19 protein-coding genes are annotated in these 18,684 nt (G+C 59.6%); 12 read left to right on the top strand and 7 right to left on the bottom strand.

Features of this window, described 5'->3' with window-relative positions:
* Positions 1–37: 37 nt before the first annotated feature.
* On the bottom strand, positions 38–967 hold the full coding sequence (locus AC13RC_RS11350; RefSeq protein ID WP_488557181.1) for a bifunctional helix-turn-helix transcriptional regulator/GNAT family N-acetyltransferase: 930 nt from the start codon (positions 965–967) through the stop codon (positions 38–40).
* Between the two features lie 71 nt (positions 968–1,038).
* Positions 1,039–1,758 (bottom strand): aspartate/glutamate racemase family protein, encoded by a 720-nt coding sequence (locus AC13RC_RS11345; RefSeq protein ID WP_488557180.1) that lies wholly within the window; start codon positions 1,756–1,758, stop codon positions 1,039–1,041.
* A 162-nt stretch (positions 1,759–1,920) separates the two neighbouring features.
* On the opposite strand from AC13RC_RS11345, the gene AC13RC_RS11340 reads away from it, so the two are divergent.
* Both AC13RC_RS11340 and AC13RC_RS11335 read left to right on the top strand, forming a co-directional pair.
* A complete protein-coding gene (locus AC13RC_RS11340) occupies positions 1,921–2,385 on the top strand; it encodes an Lrp/AsnC family transcriptional regulator (RefSeq protein WP_488493612.1) in 465 nt (154 codons plus the stop codon).
* A 108-nt stretch (positions 2,386–2,493) separates the two neighbouring features.
* Positions 2,494–3,756, top strand: coding sequence for an NAD(P)/FAD-dependent oxidoreductase (locus AC13RC_RS11335; protein WP_488557179.1), 1,263 nt, complete (start codon positions 2,494–2,496; stop codon positions 3,754–3,756).
* A 39-nt stretch (positions 3,757–3,795) separates the two neighbouring features.
* Here the strand turns inward: AC13RC_RS11335 and AC13RC_RS11330 are convergent, their stop codons facing one another.
* Complete coding sequence (locus tag AC13RC_RS11330) at positions 3,796–4,839, bottom strand: NAD(P)-dependent alcohol dehydrogenase (RefSeq protein WP_488557178.1); 1,044 nt, start codon at positions 4,837–4,839, stop codon at positions 3,796–3,798.
* Positions 4,840–5,040: 201 nt separating this feature from the next.
* On the opposite strand from AC13RC_RS11330, the gene AC13RC_RS11325 reads away from it, so the two are divergent.
* The 3 genes from AC13RC_RS11325 (at position 5,041) to ilvC (ending at position 7,863) form a co-directional block, all read left to right on the top strand.
* Positions 5,041–5,952: an AraC family transcriptional regulator gene (locus tag AC13RC_RS11325; RefSeq protein WP_488557177.1), complete on the top strand. Its 912-nt coding sequence runs from the start codon at positions 5,041–5,043 to the stop codon at positions 5,950–5,952.
* A gap of 198 nt (positions 5,953–6,150) precedes the next feature.
* Positions 6,151–6,801: a TetR/AcrR family transcriptional regulator C-terminal domain-containing protein gene (locus AC13RC_RS11320; protein WP_047633861.1), complete on the top strand. Its 651-nt coding sequence runs from the start codon at positions 6,151–6,153 to the stop codon at positions 6,799–6,801.
* A gap of 42 nt (positions 6,802–6,843) precedes the next feature.
* The gene (gene ilvC / locus AC13RC_RS11315; RefSeq protein WP_069612460.1) at positions 6,844–7,863 is read left to right on the top strand and encodes a ketol-acid reductoisomerase; all 1,020 of its coding nucleotides are present in this window, start codon (positions 6,844–6,846) and stop codon (positions 7,861–7,863) included.
* A 49-nt stretch (positions 7,864–7,912) separates the two neighbouring features.
* On the opposite strand, the gene AC13RC_RS11310 is transcribed toward ilvC, so the two are convergent.
* Genes AC13RC_RS11310 through AC13RC_RS11300 form a run of 3 tightly spaced genes read right to left on the bottom strand, consistent with a single transcriptional unit; the run spans position 7,913 to position 9,143 of the window.
* A complete protein-coding gene (locus AC13RC_RS11310; RefSeq protein ID WP_145316842.1) occupies positions 7,913–8,500 on the bottom strand; it encodes a class I SAM-dependent methyltransferase in 588 nt (195 codons plus the stop codon).
* Between the two features lie 56 nt (positions 8,501–8,556).
* Positions 8,557–8,934 (bottom strand): type II toxin-antitoxin system VapC family toxin, encoded by a 378-nt coding sequence (locus tag AC13RC_RS11305; RefSeq protein ID WP_145632671.1) that lies wholly within the window; start codon positions 8,932–8,934, stop codon positions 8,557–8,559.
* Entirely contained in the window at positions 8,934–9,143 is a 210-nt protein-coding gene (locus tag AC13RC_RS11300; RefSeq protein WP_112721102.1) for an AbrB/MazE/SpoVT family DNA-binding domain-containing protein, read from the bottom strand. Before AC13RC_RS11300 ends, AC13RC_RS11305 begins: the two co-directional genes overlap by 1 nt.
* A 219-nt stretch (positions 9,144–9,362) precedes the next feature.
* On the opposite strand from AC13RC_RS11300, the gene AC13RC_RS11295 reads away from it, so the two are divergent.
* Positions 9,363–10,592, top strand: coding sequence for an aminotransferase-like domain-containing protein (locus AC13RC_RS11295; protein WP_145316846.1), 1,230 nt, complete (start codon positions 9,363–9,365; stop codon positions 10,590–10,592).
* Between the two features lie 148 nt (positions 10,593–10,740).
* On the opposite strand, the gene AC13RC_RS11290 is transcribed toward AC13RC_RS11295, so the two are convergent.
* Positions 10,741–11,799: an aldo/keto reductase gene (locus AC13RC_RS11290; RefSeq protein ID WP_488557176.1), complete on the bottom strand. Its 1,059-nt coding sequence runs from the start codon at positions 11,797–11,799 to the stop codon at positions 10,741–10,743.
* A 172-nt stretch (positions 11,800–11,971) separates the two neighbouring features.
* Here AC13RC_RS11290 and AC13RC_RS11285 point away from each other — a divergent pair, with 172 nt between their 5' ends.
* The 6 genes from AC13RC_RS11285 (at position 11,972) to AC13RC_RS11260 (ending at position 18,654) form a co-directional block, all read left to right on the top strand.
* Positions 11,972–12,952: an ABC transporter substrate-binding protein gene (locus AC13RC_RS11285; protein WP_488557175.1), complete on the top strand. Its 981-nt coding sequence runs from the start codon at positions 11,972–11,974 to the stop codon at positions 12,950–12,952.
* 17 nt (positions 12,953–12,969) lie between these two features.
* Complete coding sequence (locus tag AC13RC_RS11280) at positions 12,970–14,664, top strand: ABC transporter permease (protein WP_488557174.1); 1,695 nt, start codon at positions 12,970–12,972, stop codon at positions 14,662–14,664.
* Positions 14,652–15,683, top strand: coding sequence for an ABC transporter ATP-binding protein (locus AC13RC_RS11275; RefSeq protein WP_488557173.1), 1,032 nt, complete (start codon positions 14,652–14,654; stop codon positions 15,681–15,683). The genes AC13RC_RS11280 and AC13RC_RS11275 overlap by 13 nt, the downstream gene beginning before the upstream one ends.
* 77 nt (positions 15,684–15,760) lie before the next feature.
* Positions 15,761–16,756, top strand: a complete 996-nt coding sequence (locus AC13RC_RS11270; protein ID WP_488557172.1) for an isopenicillin N synthase family dioxygenase — start codon at positions 15,761–15,763, stop codon at positions 16,754–16,756.
* 48 nt (positions 16,757–16,804) lie between these two features.
* Positions 16,805–17,920, top strand: a complete 1,116-nt coding sequence (locus AC13RC_RS11265) for an endonuclease/exonuclease/phosphatase family protein (RefSeq protein ID WP_488557171.1) — start codon at positions 16,805–16,807, stop codon at positions 17,918–17,920.
* Entirely contained in the window at positions 17,917–18,654 is a 738-nt protein-coding gene (locus tag AC13RC_RS11260) for an NUDIX hydrolase (protein ID WP_488557170.1), read from the top strand. The genes AC13RC_RS11265 and AC13RC_RS11260 overlap by 4 nt, the downstream gene beginning before the upstream one ends.
* Positions 18,655–18,684: the final 30 nt, after the last annotated feature.

Here is an 18,684-nt window from a genome sequence, read left to right as displayed (position 1 = left end):
CACAGTGTGTCTATCCGCGCAGACGGTCAGCGATGTTTTACAGATCGAGCACCCAAGTCTGACCGTTCAATTCCGGACCGAACATGCGATGTCTTTCCTCCGACACAAGCCTGAAGCTCGCCTTGATGTAGATCGCCCGCGCCGTGTCGAGGATATCATTGGTCCAGAGCGAGAGTGTTCTGTAGCCGGCATCGCGCGAGAAGCGGATGCACTCGTCGACCAGCATCTTACCGAGACCGAGGCCGCGTGCGGTCTTGTCGACATAGAGCAGCCGAAGCTTCGCCATGTCGTCACCGCCATCGGTAATCATGACGGAGCCCACGTTCAGGCCGCTTCGCTCGGCAATCCAGCATCGGTCCTTCTGCGGATTGAAATTGGACAGGAATTTACCGGCGACTTCGGCCACCAATCCCTCGAAGCGGTCGTCCCAGCCGAATTCTTCGGTGTAAAAACGTGCTTGGCTTTGTACGATCCAGCCGATGTCCCCCGCTCGATGGTTGCGGATGATGGCGGGGGGCGCTGCGGTTCGATCAGGGCCCAGCGTGTCCTGGATCGTCCGCATTGCCGCCACGATACGCTCTGGTTCTCCGATCGCGAGCTTTTCGAAATATCCGGCGATCTGCGCGCGTGAGCGGCGGACGAATTCCTCGAATTGCGCCTGTCCCTTATCGGTGACCTTTATGACCTGGCTGCGCGCATCGGTCGGATCGGGCGTCGTCTCGACCAGCCCATCCTCGCGGAAGCGCTTGACGATACGGCTGAGATAGGCGGGGTCGAGATGGAGATCGCGCGTCAGCGCCGAGGCGGCGACGCCGCCGCGGAAGCCGACTTCGAATAGCACGCGCACATCCGTAAGCGTATAGGGGCTGTCGAGATAGGCCTTGTTCAGGACGCCGAGAAAATTCGTATAGAAACGGTTGAAGTCGCGAACGGCATCGATGGTCGCGAATTCGGCAGCAGGACTCATGGCATCGTCTCCTCAGATACAGGAGACGATGTTGGCTATTTATTGGACTCAGTCAAGTAAATTGATTGGACTCAGGCCGCGCAGCTGCTGCGAGCTTTTTCATTCGCGAGAGCAAAATCCACAGCCGCTTCCGCATGGATCGTCGTCGTATCGAAGCCCGGCAGGATCAGCGCCTTCGGATCGAGGATGAGGCAGATCTCGGTGCAGCCGAGAATAACGCTGTCGGCGCCTTCGGCCTTGGCGCGCTCGATAATGACGTTCAGCTTCCGGCGCGACTCGTCCTTGATGATGCCGGCGCAGAGTTCGTTGAAGATAATATCGTGCGTGACGGTGCGATCCTCGGAACCGGGGACCATGATGGAGACGCCGTTTTCAGCCATGCGCTCGGCATAGAAGCCGTGTTCCATCGTGTAGCGCGTGGCGAGTAGTAGAGGCTTGACCCGACCGGCCGCCTTCAAGGCTGCGGCGGTTTCATCGATGATATGAATAAGCGGTGCGGAAACGCGCTCGGCAACCTGAGGCGCGATCAGATGCATGGTGTTGGTGCAGATGAGCACACATTCGGCGCCGGCCGACTGCAGGCGCTGCGCAGCATCGGCGAGCCGGTCGGCGGCATCGTTCCAGCGCCCCGCCTTCTGTAGCGCGACGATTTCTTCGAAATTGACGGAGTACATCACCAGTTCGGCGGAGGAGAGGCCGCCGAGGCGCTCGCGGACCATTTCGTTGATCAGGCGATAATAAACTGCAGAACTCTCAAAACTCATACCGCCGATCAGGCCAATGGTGCGCATAATGCTGTTCTCCGCTCGTGGATGTTGAATGGAGGAATAGTGCGGTGATTCATCCGCCGTATGTTTGCGTTTTTTGAAGCTTATCAGGATCTCTCTGCAAAAGTTTGCGCATTTTTCGATTTATGTGCAAAATAACGGCGCGCATATAGGGAATTACCGCACATGCTGGACGAACGTGACCGAAAGATTCTCGAATTTCTGCAGGCGGATGCCGGCATCTCCGTCACGGAACTTGCCGATCGTGTGGCCTTATCGGTTTCGGCCTGCTCGCGGCGCATACAGCGGCTGGAGGAGAGCGGGCATATAGCTCGGCGCATCGTCGTGCTCGACCGCGAAAGAATGGGGGTGCCGACTACGGTCTATGCGATGATCAAGACGGCGCATCACGCCGACGAGTGGATCGAATCCTTCCGCAGGGTTATCGGTGACATCCCCGAAATCGTCGAGGCGCATCGGCTTACCGGCAATTATGATTATATCCTGAAGATCGTATTGCCGCGTGTCGAGCATTACGATGTCATCTACAAGCAGCTCGTGCGCAAGGTCGAGCTCTTCGACGTCTCCGCATCGATCTCGATGGAGGAACTTAAAAGCGGCACCTCCGTTCCTGTCGGGTATGCGCAATAGGCGCCTTGCCGTATCGTAGCCGTGCAGAGGTGCCATGCGTAAAAGACGGTTGCTGCATATCCTTCTCAACCCTACGTTTTCGAGCGGACTTAATCGCGAGGTGTTGCCATGCAGGATCATCATGTCGTTGTGGTCGGAGGTGGCTTTGGCGGGGTACAGCTCGCCAACGATCTGAAGGGTGCCCCCGTCCGTATAACGATGATCGATCGGCGCAATCATCACCTCTTTCAGCCACTCCTCTATCAGGTCGCGACCACTCTGCTTGCGACTTCCGAGATCGCCTGGCCGATCCGCAACTTTTTCCGCGATCGGCCTGAAGTGACGACGCTGCTTGCCGAGGTCGTCGGCGTCGATAGCGCGGCGCATGAGGTGCTCCTGAAGAATGGCCAAAAGGTCCATTACGACACGCTGGTGCTGGCAACCGGCGCCACCCATGCCTATTTCGGCCATGATGAGTGGGAGCCGGTGGCGCCGGGATTGAAGACGCTGGAGGATGCGACCACCATCCGCCGGCGCCTCTTGCTGGCCTTCGAGCAGGCGGAAATGGAAACCGACCCGGCCGTCCGCGAGGCGCTGTTGACCTTCGTAATTGTCGGCGCGGGTCCCACGGGTGTCGAGCTTGCTGGTATCATCTCCGAGCTGGCAAGGACGACACTGCCGAAGGAGTTCCGCAATATCGATACCCGCAAGGCGAAGATCATCCTTGTCGAGGCCGGTCCACGGGTGTTGCCGGCTTTTGCGCAAGAGCTCTCCGACTATGCGCACAAGGAACTGGAACTGCTGGGTGTCGATGTTCGCTTCGGCAGACCCGTCACCTCATGCACGGCCGAAGGCGTGACGATCGGCGATGCGTTCGTGCCATGCCGCACCATCGTCTGGGCTGCGGGCGTCGAGGCATCGCCGGCGGCAAAATGGCTTGGCATTCCAGCCGATCGTGCCGGCCGAGCCATTGTCGATAAGGATCTGAGGGCGCCAGGCAAAGACGATGTTTTCGTCATCGGCGATACGGCGGCCGTCATGCGGGACGATGGCAGTCCGGTGCCCGGGATCGCTCCAGCGGCAAAACAGCAAGGCGCTTATGTCGCCAAGGTCATCAAGGCAAAGCTTGCGGGCCGGCCAGCGCCGGGGCCATTTCACTATCGCCATCAAGGCAGCCTGGCGACGATCGGTAAAAGTGCCGCGATCATCGATTTCGGCTGGATCAAGCTTAAGGGCTGGCTCGCCTGGTGGGTGTGGGGACTTGCCCATATCTATTTCCTGATCGGCGTGCGCTGGCGCATCGCGGTCGCCTGGAGCTGGCTGTGGATCTATATCAGCCGGCAGCACAGCGCCCGGCTGATCACGCAGCGGGAAAGCATGCGCGAAGAATAAGGGAGGGCGGCGTCCGGATCGGACGCCGCCCTTTTCGGCTTATGCCAGCGAGGCGATGTCGATCACGAAGCGATAGCGGACATCGCTCTTCAGCACGCGCTCGTAAGCTTCGTTGATGTCCTTGATGCTGATCTTCTCGATTTCCGAAACGATATTGTGCTCGCCGCAGAAGTCGAGCATTTCCTGAGTTTCCTTGATAGAGCCGATCATGGAGCCGGAAAGGCTGCGGCGGCCCGGAATGAGCGAGAAGGCATGAACCGGAACGGCATGTTCGGGAACGCCGAGCAACACCATGCTGCCGTCATACTTCAACAGGTTGAGATATGCGTTCCAGTCGATGGCGGTTCCGACCGTATTGAGGATAAGGTCGAAGCTGCCGGCGAGCTTGGTGAAGGTCTCGGCATCGCTGGTCGCATAATAATGGTCGGCGCCGAGCTTGAGGCCATCTTCCTTCTTCGACAGCGTCTGGCTCAAGACGGTCACGTCGGCGCCCATGGCGTGGGCCAGCTTCACGCCCATGTGGCCGAGGCCGCCCATGCCGACGATAGCGACCTTCTTGCCCGGTCCGGCCTTCCAGTGGCGCAGCGGCGAATAGAGCGTGATGCCGGCGCACAGCAGCGGAGCACCTGCGTCGAGCGGAATGTTGTCGGGGAAGGAGAGGACGTAGCCTTCCTTGACGACGATCGAGTCGGAGTAACCGCCGTAGGTCGGTGTCTCGCCGTCCGCTTCGACGTCGTTATAGGTCTGAACGAGGCCCGGCATGTAGTGCTCGTAATCCAAATCGCGCGTGGCGCAGGTCGTGCAGGAATTGACGAAGCAGCCGACGCCGACGCGGTCGCCGACCTTGAACTTCGTGACCTCGGCACCGACGGCGGTCACGATGCCGGCGACTTCATGGCCCGGCACCATCGGATACTTCGAGAAGCCCCATTCGTTGCGGGCCTGATGAATGTCGGAATGGCAGACGCCGCAATATTTGACGGAGATGACAACGTCGTCCGCATTCGGGTCGCGGCGTTCGAAGGTGAAGGGGGTGAGCGGCTTGGACGCGTCGGTTGCTGCATAACCCTTTGCGATAGGCATGGGAGATTTCCTTATCTTTTCGGATGGGTTGGGAGTAGAATTTGGATGGCCCACCATGCATCAGGATCGGGCCACAGCGTTAGAGCGATCCTGCAAGCTTTATGTACGATCCTGCGAATCTAAATGTGCGGTAGATCTTTCGCGATCGAATGGTGTTACCTAGATAGGCATCGATATCTGCTCGAAAACAGTTGGTTGCGCATGACACTGCCTTTCAATCCCAATCAGGAACTCGCATCGATCGTTGCACGTTTCGCTCCGGGGGACGGCGAACACCGCACGCCGATAGACAATCTTAATCTCTATCGGCAGTCGGCCGCGACCGTGTGGCAGCATGGGGCTTACCGGCCTTGTTTTGCAATCGTGGTCCAGGGACGCAAGAACCTGACAATCGGCGCCGAGACCTATAATTACGGCGTCGGCGAGTATATTTTGACTGCGCTCGACCTGCCTGTATCGACGCAGGTCACCAATGTCGGCAGCGATACGCCTTATCTTTGCTTCGGCATGGCGCTCGACAGCGAACGCTTGAAGGAGCTGCTGTCGCGCGTCAGCATTCCGCGTCAGGCACTGACTGCCGAGCCTGTGCGCGGAATTGCGGTCAATGCCGCCTCGCCGGAACTGCTTGATGCCTCGCTGCGCCTGCTCCGATTGCTTGATCGGCCCGAAGATATTCCGGCCATGGCGCCTTTGATCGAGCAGGAAATCCTCTATCGCCTGCTGACCGGCCCGAACGGACCTCGTTTGCTGCAGATAGCCATGGCAGAAAGCCAGACCAACCGAGTGGCGCGTGCCGTCGCGTGGCTCCGCAACAACTATACACAGCCGTTGCGCATCGAAGAGCTCGCCGAGCGTGTCGGCATGAGCGTTTCCTCGCTGCATCACCATTTCAAGACTGTTACGGCCCTCTCGCCGATGCAGTATCAAAAGCAGCTTCGGCTGCATGAGGCGCGGCGGCTGATGATCGTCGAACAGCTCGACGTCGGATCGGCCGGCCACCGCGTCGGCTATCAGAGCCCCTCGCAGTTCAGCCGGGAATATAGCCGCCTTTACGGCCTGCCGCCGCTGAAGGATGTCGAGGCCATGCGCAATAGCGTTGTCTCGGCCGAGTAGGGGATGTTTCCGACCAATCATTTGCGTCAAGTTCTCTTGATCGACTGGCCGGCTCGTGGCAACCGCTACCGTTTAGCAACCTGACAAGCACTCTCTTTTAACGCAGTGCAGCAACGAATTCCGCTTGACGACTGCATCGGTGTCCTGCATAAAGCGCCACGAACCGTACCGTACGGTACGCATTTGGGAGTGGCCATCGTGCTGAGCGAAGTAGGACAGTCGAGCGAGTTTTCGCCGCGCCAGAACGCGGTTCTGGAACAGGCGCTGCGTCTGCTTGTCGACGGCGGCGAGAAGGCGCTGACGACCTCGGGTGTCGCGCGCGCCGCCAATTGCTCCAAGGAAAGTTTGTATAAGTGGTTTGGTGATCGCGATGGCCTCCTGTCTGCGATGATCACCTACCAGGCCAGCAAGGTTCGCACCTTCGAGCGCAATGGCGAACGGCTGAATACGGCAAGCCTGCATGACCATCTCGTCATTTTCGCCCGCGATCTGCTCGAGGTTTTGGCCGGCGACGTTTCACTTGCGTTGAACCGTCTGGCGATCGGCCAGTCGAACCGCGATGGCTCGAAGCTCGGCAAGCTGCTCCTGGAGCGCGGACGCCGGCAGATCGACCGCCGCGCCATCGGTCTCATCGATGCCGGCAAGCGGGCAGGGCTGCTACGCTTTGCCGATGCAGACGAGGCATATCACACGCTTTATGGGCTCATCGTCTCCGATTTGCATGTGCGCATGCTGCTCGGTGAGCCCGGTTTGAAGGATACGAGCCGTCAGGCTGAGAAAGCGGTCACCGCTTTCCTCCGGCTTTACGGCACGGAAAAGGTATTGGCGGAAGCGGCAGCGACCGTCTGAGACTTAGAAGTTTACCCAGACAAGCAAAGGGAAGGACAAACAATGCGCGTCTATTACGATCGTGATGCCGATCTCAACCTCATCAAGTCGAAGAAGGTCGCCGTCATCGGCTACGGTTCTCAGGGCCGCGCGCACGCGCTGAATCTGAAGGATAGCGGCGCACAGAACGTTGTGATCGCGCTCAAGGCCGGTTCCCCGACCGTCAAGAAGGCCGAAGCCGACGGCTTCAAGGTCATGACCGTTGCCGAAGCTGCCGCCTGGGCCGACCTGATGATGATGGCGACCCCGGACGAGCTGCAGGCCGACATCTACAAGTCCGAAATCGCTCCGAACATCCGTGACGGCGCTGCGATCGCTTTCGCCCATGGTCTCAACGTTCACTTCGGCCTCATCGAGCCGAAGGCTTCGGTCGACGTCGTCATGATCGCTCCGAAGGGCCCGGGCCACACGGTTCGCGGCGAATACCAGAAGGGCGGCGGCGTTCCCTGCCTCGTTGCCGTTCACCAGAACGCTTCCGGCAACGCCCTTGAACTCGCGCTTTCCTACGCCTGCGGCGTCGGTGGCGGCCGTTCGGGCATCATCGAAACCAACTTCCGCGAAGAGTGCGAAACCGATCTCTTCGGCGAACAGGTCGTTCTCTGCGGCGGTCTCGTCGAGCTCATCCGCGCCGGCTTCGAAACGCTGGTTGAAGCTGGCTACGCTCCGGAAATGGCCTATTTCGAGTGCCTGCACGAAGTGAAGCTGATCGTCGACCTGATCTATGAAGGCGGCATCGCCAACATGAACTACTCGATCTCGAACACGGCCGAGTGGGGCGAATACGTCACCGGTCCGCGCATCATCACCGAAGAGACCAAGGCTGAGATGAAGCGCGTCCTCAAGGACATCCAGACCGGCAAGTTCACCTCCGAGTGGATGCAGGAATACCGTTCTGGCGCTGCCCGCTTCAAGGGCATCCGCCGCAACAACGACAGCCACCAGATCGAAGAAGTCGGCGCCAAGCTGCGCGGCATGATGCCCTGGATCGGCAAGAACAAGCTGGTCGACAAGTCGGTCAACTAAGCTTTCGGCATTGCCGGAATGGAGGGCCGGGGCGAAAGCTCCGGCCTTTCTACTTATGGGCCGCGACGTAGAGCCACCTTGTCGGCTCGCCATCGAAGCCGCCACCATCGGCTTCGGTCATGGTGATGTTCTTCCATCCTCCGACGCTCAGCATACCCCGAAGCCATGAGGCCGACGGATAGTTGTAATAGCGTCCGAACTTGTCATACCCTTCCGCTTCTCCTGCCTTGAAGCTGGCGTGGAAGATGCCGCCCGTTTTCAGGGCGCGCAAAATGCGATCGAAGATATCCGGCAGGGCAGATCGCGGAACATGCAGGAGGCTGGCCTCCGCCCATATGCCGTCGAAGATTTCGGTGGCATCCAAGTCTTCGAAACGCATGACTCGAACGGGCTTGCCAAGACGCTTTTCCGCTTCCCTCGCAAGCTCTGCTGAACCGTCTGTGGGCGTAACATCGAAGCCGCGCGAGAGCATATAGGCGGCATCCTGGCCAGCGCCGCAACCCAGTTCGAGAATGGCTGCGCCCGTCGGCAGGGCGGCCAGAAAGGCATCCAGCCTCTGGCGCGGCAGCCTGCGTTCACGCGCCGCATAGACGGCGGCGTTGTCGGTATAGAAGGACGATGTCGGATCGGTGCTCATGCCTGGTTGGCGCCTTTTTCGAGATGTATCGCGTTTAAGCGGAAAAGGACAAATATCTATTGTGCTTTGCCAAAATAGACCACGCGATCCAGGTCCTTGAAATGGGCGTCCAGCGTCAGAATGTCGGCGTCGTGCAGTTCGGCCGTGGCGTAGATGATTGCGTCGGCGAGTGCGAGTTTGTGTTTCGCCGAGACTTCGGCAGCGCGACGGGCGAGGGCGGTATCGAGGGGAGCTATGATGCAGGTGGCGGTATAGGCGAAAAAGGAATCGACTGCGTCCTCGCCGCGCTCGCGCTCCAGCCATTTGGCGAGTTCGAGCTGGACGATAGTGGGGACGATGCATTCGGTTCGCGCAGGTATTTCGCCCTGGAGCCGATCTGCAGCCGGACCTTGGGTTAGCCATTCGATCCACGCCGAGCTATCAACGACGCGCATTAGAACCGGTCTTTCCGGTCGCGGTAATTGCCGGGGTTGGCACCCTTCGCCATGCCCTTAAGGTCGGCAAGTTCGGGTACGGGGATAAGCAGCACGCCCTTGCCCTTGGGAATGAAGATGAACTCCTGACCCGCAGTCCAGTGCTGCTGGTCGCGAACTTCTTTCGGGATCGATATCTGAAATTTCGAGGAGAGGGTTGCTGTGGCCATTCTTACGTTTTTCCGATCGATGGATTGAGCGTAAGAATAGCACCTAGAGAGAGAAATGTGTAGGTCATTTCAGACGCGATCTAGCATCGATGACCGGCAAGGCTGCGATCGTTTCGAGAGTTGTTTGTCACCGTCACAAACAAAATAGGTCAGCATTATTGACTTATCTTTTGTTGCGTGATCTTGTGTCAGAAAGATCAAAAATTACGAGGAAGCCCCATGTTGAATTGGGAAAATATCTTTGCGACGCGCTCGAGCCGTATGCGCGCCTCCGAAATCCGCGAGCTGCTGAAACTCTTGGAGCGGCCGGATATCATCTCTTTCGCAGGCGGCATTCCCGATCCGGCCTTGTTTCCGGACGCCGAATTCAAGCAGGCCTATGCCGATATCTTTTCCGGCTCGACTGTCAATGCAGCGCTGCAGTATTCGGTCAGCGAGGGCTACAAACCGCTGCGCGAATGGCTTGTCGGCCAGATGGGCGCACTCGGTATTCCCTGCGAGCTCGAAAACGTCTTCATCGTTTCCGGCTCGCAGCAGGGTCTCGATTATCTCGGCAAGCTCTTCCTGTCGCCGAAGGATACGGCGCTGGTGACAGCGCCGACCTATCTCGGCGCGCTGCAGGCCTTCAATGCCTATGAACCGACCTACGACCAGCTGACGCCGAATGGCAATCGCACGCCGGACTCCTATCGCGCCGCGGCTTCGCAGGCCGGCGGCAGGGTAAAGTTTGCCTATCTCTCGGCCGATTTTGCCAACCCGACGGGCGAAACGGTCGATCTCTCCGGTCGCGAGAAGCTGCTCGACCTTGCCGAAGAACTCGATATCGCCGTCATCGAAGACGCTGCCTATCAGTCGCTGCGCTATGACGGCGAGCCGGTTGCGCCGATCCTGGCCCTGGAAATCGCGCGCAAGGGCAGCATCAACGACACGCGCACGATCTATTGCGGCAGCTTCTCGAAGACGCTGGCGCCGGGCCTTCGCGTCGGCTTCATCGTCGCCAACGCGCCCGTCATCCGCAAGCTCGTCCTGATGAAGCAGGCGGCAGACCTTCATTCATCGACCATCAACCAGATCGCCATCCATCAGGTTGCGGAGCGCGGTTTCGAAGCGCAGGTCGCCAAGATCCGCAAGGCCTATAGCCATCGCCGCGACTGCATGTTGGCCGCGCTTGCGAAATACATGCCCGACGGTACGAGCTGGACGAAGCCGCAAGGCGGCATGTTTGTCTGGATCACCCTGCCGAAAGGCATGGACGGCGCCAAGCTGCTTGCGCGGTCGCTGGAGACGGCGAAGGTCGCCTTCGTGCCGGGGCAGGCATTCTTCGCCGACGGTAGCGGCGCGAATACCTTCCGCGTCAGCTTCTCCTGCGCCAATGACGAGATGATCGAAGAGGGTATCTCGCGACTCGGTAAGCTGATTGCAGGCGAGATCGGAGCAATGGCGGCCTAGTTTCTGCCTTCTCCCCAGCGGGGAGAAGGTGGCCCGAAGGGCCGGATGAGGGGGCGGGTCGATTTGATTTCATGGATTTTCGTGCGTTTTGGCAGGTACCCCCTCATCCGCCTGTCGGCACCTTCTCCCCGAGGGGAGAAGGGGTTCGTCACTTCGCCAGATGCGGGCCGATCAGAGCCAGATCGGCCTCGCTCAGCCGATCGCTGGCGGTATTGCGCTGGTGCCAATAGGGATACATCAGCGGCTGCAGGCTGACGTCGTCGAGCCGCTTGCGTTCCTCGTCCGTCAGCTTCAGCTCGGCACTCGCAAGATTGTCCTTGAACTGGGCTTTGGTGCGGCCGCCGATGATGACCGAGGTCACGCCCTTGCGGCCGATGAGCCAGGCAAGCGCCACCTGAGCGGCCGAAACGCCGCGACTGTCAGCTATCTCGACAAGCGTATCGACGATATTCCACAGGCGGTTTTCATCGCGGATCGGTGGTTCCGTCCAACCGGCGAACTGGCGCGTGCCTTCCGGCGTTGCCTGGTTGCGGCGATGCTTGCCCGAGAGCAGGCCGCCGGCAATCGGGCTCCAGACGAGAATGCCGAGGCCCTGGTCGATACTGATGGGCACCAGCTCGTTTTCCGCGTCGCGTGCTTCGAGCGTGTAATGGATCTGCTGGCTGACGAAGCGTTCGCGCTTGTCGCGCTCGCTGACGCCAAGTGCCTTCATGATGTGCCAGCCGGAAAAGTTCGAGCAGCCGATGTAGCGGACCTTCCCCTGGCGAACCAGAGTGTCGAGCGCCTCCATCGTCTCTTCCAGCGGCGTCTGTCCGTCCCACTCATGCAGCTGGTAGAGATCGATCACATCGGTCTTCATGCGCTTCAGGCTTGCCTCGCAAGCCTGGATAAGATGCTGGCGGGATGAGCCGACATCGTTGACGCCCGGCCCCATTGGGAAGCGCGCCTTGGTGGCTATGAGCACGCCGTTTTTGCGCGGGCCGCCGATGATCTCGCCGAGAATTTCTTCCGATGCGCCTTGCGAGTAGACGTCGGCCGTATCGAGCAGATTGACGCCGGCATCCACACACATGTCGACGAGCTTCTTTGCTTCCTTGACGCCAAGATCGCCAACAGTTTTCGCCCAGCCGACGCCGCCGAAAGTCATGGTGCCCATGGTGATGGTGGAAACTTTAAGGCCGGAGCGGCCAAGCAGGCGATATTCCATAGATCTGTCCTCCTCGATCCCGTCTGAAATACGTACGTCAAGAAATAGCGCCGGATGCCGATGGTCAAGATTCAATCATCATACGAACGGCAATCTATTCAAATTCAACTGTCACAATCATGTTAAGCCCTGCGTCTAGACAACCTCCTAGAACCTAGTCGAGGACGTTTTCATGAAGACCTTTGTTTCCCCCTTTGCCGGCCTGTTGGCCATTGCCCTTTTCTCCGGCACCGCAAACGCTGCCGATCTCGTCCTCTATACCAGCCAGCCGAATGCCGATGCGCAGGCGACCGTCGATGGCTTCATGGCCGCCAATCCCGGCATCAAGGTCGATTGGGTGCGCGACGGCACGCCGCAGATCATCGCCAAACTGCAGGCCGAAATGCAGGCCGGCGCTCCGGTCGCCGATGTTCTGCTGATCGCCGATACGGTGACGTTGGAGCGCCTGAAGGAAGCCGGCAAGCTGCTCGCCTACAAGTCACCGGAAGCCAAGAACTACGATGCCTCGCTCTATGACGCCGATGGTTATTATTACTCCACCAAGCTGATCACGACCGGCATCGTCTATAACACGGCGGCCGCAATGAAGCCGGCAAGCTGGCAGGATCTGGTGAAGCCCGAAGCAAAAGGCTTGGTCGCCATGCCGAGCCCGCTTGCCTCGGGCGCCGCTCTCATCCACGCACAGACGCTTGCCGGCGTCAGCAGCCTCGGTTGGGATTACTACAAGAACCTGGCCGACAACGGTGCGATCGCCTCGGGCGGCAATGGTGCCGTGCTCAAGTCGGTTGCTTCTGGCGAGAAGGCCTATGGCATGATTGTCGACTACATGCCGGTCCGTGAAAAGGCCAAGGGCGCTCCGCTGGAGTTCGTTTTCCCGAAGGAAGGCGTTTCGGCCGTCACCGAGCCGGTCGGCATTCTTGCCAGCACGCAGCACGCCGATGCGGCCAAGAAGTTTGTCGATTACGTCCTCTCCGAAAAAGGCCAGGAAGGCTTCTTGAAGCTTGGGTATATTCCGGCCCGCAATGGCACGCCGCTGCCGGAAGGTTTTCCGGCACGTGACAGCATCAAGGTTTTGCCGTTGAATGCAGCCGATGCTCTCAAGAACACGGATCAGGACCTGAAGACCTTCTCCACCTACTTCAAGTCGAAGTAATCCGACCCGGATCTGGAATGTACTCATATGTGCGTCGAGGAAACAGCCAGCCGGCCTGGCTGTTTCCTTTTGTTGTTGCCGTCGTGCTTTTGCTCAGCGTCCTGCCGCTGGCGCGGCTGGCGTTCGTCGGCATCGAGGCGCTGCTCAAAGGCGGCACCTATGAACTCCTTACCGATCCCTCGCTCTGGCGCTCGGCCTGGTACACGATAGAAACAGCCGTGCTCGGCACCGTAGTTTCCGTCTTGCTCGGCTGCTTCTTCGCATTCCTGCTGACATTGACAGATTTGTCAGGCAGGGGATTGCTCGGTTTCCTCTTCGTGTTGCCGATGATGATCCCGCCGCAGGTGACGGCACTTGCCTGGGTGCAGATGTCCGGGCCGTCGAGCCCCTTGCTGAAAGCGCTACACATCGCGCCGCCGCTCGGCTCGCCGCAGCCGCTCTATTCCGTTGGCGGTATTGCGCTTCTCTACGGCGTCCAGCATGCGCCGCTCGTCTATCTCGCGTTGCGCGCCGGCCTGATGGCGCTGCCGCGCGATGGCGTCGAGGCTGCAAGGCTTTCTGGGGCCTCCGGTCTGCGCGTCTTCCGCGATATCATTCTGCCCTTGTCTCTGCCCGGTGTCATTGTAGGCGCCGCGATCGCCTTCGTCTCGTCTATCGGCAATTTCGGCATTCCCGCGATCCTCGGCATTCCCGCGTCGATCTACACTCTGTCGACGCTGATCTTCACCAAGTTTTCCAATTTCGGGCCGCGCACCTTCGGCGATATTGCCGTGCTGTCGACGATGATCGCCGTCATTGCGGTTGCCGGGCTTGCCGTGCAGGGCAGGGCCTTGAAGGGGCGCGACTATCGCGTCATTGGCATTTCCGGCGCAACAGCCGCCTTTTCGCTCGGTCGCTGGCGCTATCTGGCGTTGCCGGCGCTCTGTGCCATTCTCTTCGTCATGCTTGTTGCGCCTTTCCTGGCGCTGGTCGCAGGCGCGCTGGTGCCGGCCTATGGCGTGCCGCTTACCTTCAAGACGGCATCGCTCAACGCCTTCACCGAAATCCTGTTTCGGCAGAGCATAACGCGCACCGCCTTCGCCAATTCGCTGTTCCTCGCGGGTATGACAGCTTTTGGTCTCCTATTGGTGACGGTGCTCACCGCCTATACGCTGACGCGGCGCAAGGACGCGCTCAGCCGCATCGTTGGCGGCATGATCGAGATCCCCTATGCGCTTCCGGGCATCATCATCGCCGTCTGTTTTATTCTGGTGTTTGCCGCCCCTCTGCCGATCCTCAATGTTACGCTGTACGGCACGATCTGGATCATCCTGCTTGCCTATTTCTCCGCCTATTTCGCCGTCAGCCTGAAGCCGGTGATGAGTGCCTTCCTGCAACTCGATCCGGCATTGGAGGAGGCGGCGCGTCTTTCCGGCGCGGGTTTCTTCCGCCGATTGACCGATATCATCGTGCCGCTGATCGCGCCGGCGGCGGGTGCCTCGGTGATCCTCGTCTTCCTCATTGCCTGCAACGAGCTGACCGTCTCGGCGTTGCTCTGGTCGGCAGGCACGCAGACGCTTGGCGTCGTCATCTACAATCTCGATGATGGTGGCAGCGCCGATCTTGCCTCTGCCATGTCGGTCATCGTCATCGCCATGGTCGTCATCATGATGGTGCTTCTGGAAATCATGGCCAAGCGCCTGCCGAAGGGAGTGGTGCCTTGGCGAAGCTGATCCTCAATCATGTCAGCAAGGATTTCGGCACGGGCGGGCGCTCTGCCGTCAACGCCTTGTCGCTCGATGTGCGTGAAGGCGGCTTCCTGGCGCTTCTCGGCCCCTCGGGCTGCGGCAAGACGACCGTACTCAGAATGATCGCCGGTTTCGAACAGCCAACGGATGGCTCCATTCATCTCGGAGAGCGGCTGCTGGCGGATGCCGCAAACATGTTACCGCCTGAGCGGCGCAACATGGCGATGGTGTTTCAATCCTATGCGCTCTGGCCGCATATGAACGTATCAGACAATGTCGGTTATCCGCTGAAGGTGCGCGGCATTTCCGGCGAGCGTTACCGAGAGAAGGTGCGCGAGGCCTTGGCGACCGTGCGGCTTGACGATTATGCCGAGCGCCGGCCAGCCGATCTCTCCGGTGGTCAGAGGCAGCGCGTGGCGCTTGCGCGCTGCCTGGTGACATCGCCCGATGTCGTGCTGCTCGACGAGCCTCTTGCCAATCTCGATCGCCATCTAAAGAAGGAGATGGAGGAGACGTTTCGCGAGTTTCACCGGCGCTCGGGTGCCACCATGGTTTATGTCACGCACGACCAGAGCGAAGCGATGGCGCTTGCGACCGATGTCGCCGTCATGTCCGAAGGGCGGCTATTGCAGGTGGCGCCGCCGGCGGAGATCTATGCTCGCCCTGAGGGGAAACTGGTCGGCGGCTTGGTCGGGCAGGGCGCCATTCTGTCGCTCGCTTTTCCCGATGGCGGTCCGCGCCGCATCGACTGGCCGTCCTTCCGAGGCCTGTGGGAAAATCGGATAGGCGGCTCGGCCAGCGCGGATATTCTCGTGCGGCCTGAAGACGTGGTTGTCGACGGGGAGGGCATTTCATGCCGCGTCGATTCTGTTCTCTATGAGGGCGAGCGTTATGCGCTAAGATTGTCTATGCCGGATGGACAGGTGCTGCGTGCCTATAGCCGCGATGCCGTCACCGCTGGCGACGACTACCGGGTTGCCATCCGCTCGGCTTGGCGGCTTTGATCGGGCAAGGGACAAGATGGTTGTTCCCTGTCGCCTCCTATGCTTGATTTGCTCGACGTCACGAAGGGGAGTCGCGCATGTCCGATCATAGCTTTCCGATTTTCGACCTCGGCGCTTTCGAAGCAGCCGGTCACGACGAGAAAAAGCGGCTCGGCGCGGAGGTGGATCGGATATGCCGCTCGACCGGCTTTCTGGCAATTGCCAATCACGGCGTTGCGGATGCCGTCATCGCAGAGGTCTGGAAGAAAACGCAGTCCTTCTTCGATCTGCCGCCCGAAACGAAGCAGCGCGCCAAGACGCTCTATCCCGGCTACCCTTACGGCTATCTCGGGCCGGGCACCGAAGCGCTGGCAAAATCGCGTAATGTCGACACGCCGCCGGATCTGAAGGAAAGCTTCAGTGGCGGCCCGCTTTCCATTCCCGCAGGCATGAGCGATCCGGAAGCGCTCGGCTTCTGCTATGCCGCCACCATCTGGCCGGAGGCGCCAGAAGGGTTCGTGGAGGCTTGGAAGGCTTATTATCGGGCGATGGAGGATCTGGCGGCGCGCATCATGCGCGTGTTCGCGACGGCGCTCGGCCTCGATGAGCACTTCTTCGATCCTCACGTCGATGCGCCGATCAGTGCGCTGAGGGCGCTGAATTATCCCGAGCAGCATGTGCCACCGCAGCCGGGCCAGCTTCGCGCCGGCGCGCATACCGATTACGGCAGCCTGACGATCCTCCTGCCGCAACCCGGCTCGAAAGGGCTCGAGATCATCGCTCCTGATGGCAACTGGACGCCGGTGCCGCCGGTGGAGGGTGCTTTCGTCATCAACATCGGCGACCTGATGGCGCTCTGGACCAACGATCGCTGGGTCTCGACCGTGCATCGCGTCGTCAATCCGCCGCCGGAGGAGGGCGGCATGCAGCGGCGGCAATCCCTTGCCTTCTTCCATCAGCCGAACTGGTTTGCCGAGATCGCCTGCCTGCCGTCATGCCTCAAGGAAGGCGAGGAGCCGAAATATGCGCCTGTTCTGTCCGGACCGTATCTGATGGGCAAGTTCAAATCGACTGTAACAGCCAAAGCTGGATGATGTGAGTATAATAAGCCGGCTCATATTCTTCTTAAATCGGAATGCTTCATGTCCCTGCGCCTTGCGACCTTCAATGTCGAAAACCTTCTGACCCGTTTTGATTACACTGGTTTTCGCAACCAGTTGCGCCAGGATCGCGTGTTGCAGCTTTTCGATGTTCGCAATGAAGAGGTCTATCAGCAGCTGGAGGCAGCCCGGGTGGTTGCCGCCACCGATGACACAAGGCAGATGACGGCGCTTGCGATCGCGGATGCCGATGCCGACATCATCTGCTTGCAGGAGGTCGACAACATGGCGGCGCTGCAGGCTTTCGAATATGGTTATCTCTATCGCATGGTCGGCAATGGCTACCGCCAGAAGTTCCTCATCGAAGGCAATGACAGCCGTGGCATCGATGTGGCCGTCATGATGCGCGAGGAGACGCGCGACGGCCAGCCGATCATCCTCAACGATATCAAGAGTCACGCCATGGTGACCTATGGCAATTTCGGCCTTTTCAATGACGAGCTTGCGGAGCTCGGCCTTCATTCGGAGGACAAGATCTTCAAGCGCGATTGCCTGGAGCTGCATCTCCATATCGGTGGCGTACCGTTCTCGCTCTACGTCATCCATCTGAAATCGATGGGACCGGCGCGTGAAGGCCTGGATGGACGTCATGCGACCATGCCGATCCGCCGGGCGGAGACCATGGCGGTTCGCCGCATCATCGAAGATCGTTTCGGGGCCGGCCACACGGCGACGAAGAATTTCGCCATCTGCGGCGATATGAACGACTATCAGGAATGGGTTGATGTCATCGGCACGCGCCGCACCGGCTATCGCTTCGAACCGCGCGGCGAGGAGAAGGGGAGCGCACTCGATGTCTTCAGCCATGATGGTTTCGCCGAAAACGTCATGCAGCGGCGCGACGAACTTGACCGCTGGACGCTTTACCACGCCCGCGGACCACAGGAGCAGCGCCTTTGCCAGCTCGATTATATCTGGCTCTCTCCGGCTCTGGCGCGGGCCAATGCGACGCGCATGCCCAATATCATCCGTTCGGGCCAGCCTTTCCGCACTATTTTTCCACCGGGGCAGGAGGTGGAGCGCTATCCGCGCGTTGGCTGGGATAGGCCGAAGGCCTCCGACCATTGCCCTGTCGTCATGACATTGGATTTGATATGACCCTCTCAGAACAGAACGACATGGCCGGCTGGCCGCCGGAAAGCACCGTCTTCCCAATTTCCAGCATCGATCTTACGGTGTTTCGCGGCGAACATCCGTTTCACATGCGCGCGCAAGAGGCGGCGCGGGAAAATTGGGCAAAGGAAATTGCCGCCAATCCATCACTCTATGACGGTCGCATGATCTTGCAGCACAGGCTGTCGCTTACAAGCGGTGCAGTGAAGGGGGAGGCCTATGTAGCACCCTTCTCGACATTTCTCTTTTGGCGAAAGCAGCGTCAGCCGGGAGCGTTTCACCTTTTTGCCTTCCCCGTCATCGTATCGTCGGATGGAGCGATCATCGCGATACGCATGGCTGCCCATACCGCAAATCCCGGTCAGGTCTATTGTGCCTCCGGATCGATGGATGAGAACGATATCGTCGACGGGCGTGCCGATGTCGAAGGCAATATGCGGCGCGAGGTGTTGGAGGAGACTGGTCTCGATCTAAATGATGCCGCGCCGGTATCCGGATATCACGCAATGCATATAAGGCGTTCGATCACGCTTCTTCGGGTCTTCCGTTTTCCATGGACGGCCGAGGACATGCTGCGGAGGATCGAGGCGCATATGCTCGTTTCCGAAGAGGACGAGGTCGATGGCGTGGTCGCTATTCGATCGGCCGACCCAACGGCGCATCCCTACAATATTGCGATGCTTCCGATCCTCGCCTGGTTCTTCGGCAGCGACAAATAGCTTGGGCTTGCACTGGAGTCGCTTGCAGTT

Source organism: Martinezella sp. CNPSo 3890 (assembly GCF_057784455.1).
This window is presented reverse-complemented; position numbering and strand designations above follow the sequence as displayed.

What these genes read in the sequence shown, in the direction of transcription:
- AC13RC_RS11260 (WP_488557170.1), top strand. Translation starts at nt 17,917, where the DNA reads ATGACCCTCTCAGAACAGAACGACATGGCCGGCTGGCCGCCGGAAAGC.
- AC13RC_RS11330 (WP_488557178.1), bottom strand. Translation starts at nt 4,839, where the DNA reads ATGCCTATCGCAAAGGGTTATGCAGCAACCGACGCGTCCAAGCCGCTC.
- AC13RC_RS11350 (WP_488557181.1), bottom strand. Translation starts at nt 967, where the DNA reads ATGAGTCCTGCTGCCGAATTCGCGACCATCGATGCCGTTCGCGACTTC.
- AC13RC_RS11290 (WP_488557176.1), bottom strand. Translation starts at nt 11,799, where the DNA reads ATGGAATATCGCCTGCTTGGCCGCTCCGGCCTTAAAGTTTCCACCATC.
- AC13RC_RS11305 (WP_145632671.1), bottom strand. Translation starts at nt 8,934, where the DNA reads ATGCGCGTCGTTGATAGCTCGGCGTGGATCGAATGGCTAACCCAAGGT.
- ilvC (WP_069612460.1), top strand. Translation starts at nt 6,844, where the DNA reads ATGCGCGTCTATTACGATCGTGATGCCGATCTCAACCTCATCAAGTCG.
- AC13RC_RS11270 (WP_488557172.1), top strand. Translation starts at nt 15,761, where the DNA reads ATGTCCGATCATAGCTTTCCGATTTTCGACCTCGGCGCTTTCGAAGCA.
- AC13RC_RS11295 (WP_145316846.1), top strand. Translation starts at nt 9,363, where the DNA reads ATGTTGAATTGGGAAAATATCTTTGCGACGCGCTCGAGCCGTATGCGC.
- AC13RC_RS11340 (WP_488493612.1), top strand. Translation starts at nt 1,921, where the DNA reads ATGCTGGACGAACGTGACCGAAAGATTCTCGAATTTCTGCAGGCGGAT.
- AC13RC_RS11335 (WP_488557179.1), top strand. Translation starts at nt 2,494, where the DNA reads ATGCAGGATCATCATGTCGTTGTGGTCGGAGGTGGCTTTGGCGGGGTA.
- AC13RC_RS11280 (WP_488557174.1), top strand. Translation starts at nt 12,970, where the DNA reads ATGTACTCATATGTGCGTCGAGGAAACAGCCAGCCGGCCTGGCTGTTT.
- AC13RC_RS11285 (WP_488557175.1), top strand. Translation starts at nt 11,972, where the DNA reads ATGAAGACCTTTGTTTCCCCCTTTGCCGGCCTGTTGGCCATTGCCCTT.
- AC13RC_RS11345 (WP_488557180.1), bottom strand. Translation starts at nt 1,758, where the DNA reads ATGCGCACCATTGGCCTGATCGGCGGTATGAGTTTTGAGAGTTCTGCA.
- AC13RC_RS11325 (WP_488557177.1), top strand. Translation starts at nt 5,041, where the DNA reads ATGACACTGCCTTTCAATCCCAATCAGGAACTCGCATCGATCGTTGCA.
- AC13RC_RS11300 (WP_112721102.1), bottom strand. Translation starts at nt 9,143, where the DNA reads ATGGCCACAGCAACCCTCTCCTCGAAATTTCAGATATCGATCCCGAAA.
- AC13RC_RS11265 (WP_488557171.1), top strand. Translation starts at nt 16,805, where the DNA reads ATGTCCCTGCGCCTTGCGACCTTCAATGTCGAAAACCTTCTGACCCGT.
- AC13RC_RS11310 (WP_145316842.1), bottom strand. Translation starts at nt 8,500, where the DNA reads ATGAGCACCGATCCGACATCGTCCTTCTATACCGACAACGCCGCCGTC.